The sequence below is a fragment of the Actomonas spartinae genome (assembly GCF_051209155.1).
In the GTDB taxonomy this organism is placed as follows: Bacteria; Verrucomicrobiota; Verrucomicrobiia; order Opitutales; family Opitutaceae; genus Actomonas.
Map to the genome: position 1 here is coordinate 1 of NZ_JBPJGB010000014.1, position 1,746 is coordinate 1,746.

Here is a 1,746-nt window from a genome sequence, read left to right on the forward strand (position 1 = left end):
GGGCGGCCGAGCTGGTGTCCAGCGCGGCGACGGTGGTGCCGTCGTAGGCGCGGTCGGCCGCGGTCACGCCAGTAACGGTGAGCGGGGCGGCGGTGATGTCGGCGGTGGTGGTGGGTTGGATCACCGCGTAGTTGCCGGCCTGCGAGCCGGAGAGGGTGATGCCGGTGACGGTGACGGTTTTGCCGGTGCCGACCTGCGCATTGGCAAAGGTGCCGGCCGCGCCGGTGGTGACCGGGTTGACCGTATCCGAGCCGATGATACCGACCAGCGCGGCGCTGCCGCCGAGGGTGGCGGTGGTGTCGCCATCGTAGACTTTGTTGTCCGCGGTGACGCCAGTGACCGTCAGGCTGGCCGGGGTGATGTCGGCCGTGGTGCTCGGCTGGGTGAGGGTGTAGTTGCCGGCGTCGGTATTGCTGAGGGTCAGACCGGCGACGTTGACGGTGATGCCCGCCCCGACGTTGCCATCGACGAAGGCACCCACGGCCGAGCCGGTGTTCAGGTCAACCGTATCGGTGAGCAGGATACCGGAGAGCGCGGCCGAGCCGGTGGACAGCGCGGCACTGGCCGTGCCGTCGTAGGTCTTGTTGGCTGCGGTGACACCGGTGACGGTGAGCGGGGCCGCGGTGATGTCGGCCGTCACCGTGGGCTGGGTCACGGTGTAGTTGGCCGCATCGGCGCCCGTGAGCGCGAGGCCGGCGACGGTGACCGTCTTGATGGTGCCAACGTTCTTGTCGGCGTATGTGCCGGTGGCGCTGCTGATGTCCAGGCTCACGTCGTCGGAGCCCAAGACGCCGATCAGGAAGGCGCTGCCGGCATCGAGGGAAGCGGCGGTGGTCGCGTCGTAGACTTTGTTGTTCGCGCCGATGGCGGTGACACTCAGGGGGACCGCGGCGATGTCGGCGGTGAGTCCGGTGGGTTGGCTAAGGGTGTAGTTGGCCACATCGGCGCCGGTGAGGGCGTAGCCCGAGACGGTGACCGCTTTGCCGGTGCCGACGGTCTTGGTGTCGAAGCTGGCGGTGGCGCCGCTCTCATCGAGGGAGACATCCTCGGAGCCGACGATGCCATCCAGGGTCGCGGTGCCGGTGATCGTGGCGGCGGTGGTGGCGTCGTAGTCGCGGTCGGCGATGGCGAGGCCGGTGATGGTGAGCGGGGCCGGGGTGATGTCGGCGGTGAGCCCCGTGGGTTGGCTGAGGCTGTAGTTGCCCGCGTCGGTGCCGGCGAGGGCGAGGCCCGAGACGGAGACCGCTTTGGCGGTGCCGATGGCAGCGCTGGCGAAGCTGGCGGAGAGGCCACCGTCATCGAGGCTCAGGTCATCGCCGCTGACTTTGCCGGTGAGGGTGACCGAGCCCAAGTCCAGGGTCGCAGCGGTGCTGCCGTCGTAGGCCTTGGTGTTGGCCGTGGCGCCCGTGACCGTGATGGCCGCGGCGGTGATGTCGGCGGTCAACCCGGTGGGCTGGGTGAGGGTGTAGTTGCCGATGGCCGTGCCGGCCAATTGGAAGTTGGCGGCGGTGACGGCGATGCCGGTGCCCACGTCGGCCGAGGCGAAGGTGCCGGCGGCCGCGTTGGGATAGAGGTTCACGTCCTCGGAGCCGACCACACCGACCAGGCTGGCCGAGCCGTAGGAGAGGGTGGCCTCGGTGGTGGCGTCGTAGGTTTTGTTGGCGACGCTGACGCCGGTGACGGTCAGTTCCTTGGCCGTGATGGCGGCGGTGAAGCCGCTCGGTTGGGTGAGGCTGTAGTTGGCCG

At 69.4% G+C, this 1,746-nt stretch carries 1 protein-coding gene; it reads right to left on the reverse strand.

What is annotated here, in order from left to right; translation table 11 throughout:
- On the reverse strand, positions 1-1,746 hold a 1,746-nt coding region (locus tag AC0MRV_RS20860), incomplete at both ends, for a beta strand repeat-containing protein (protein ID WP_472766460.1).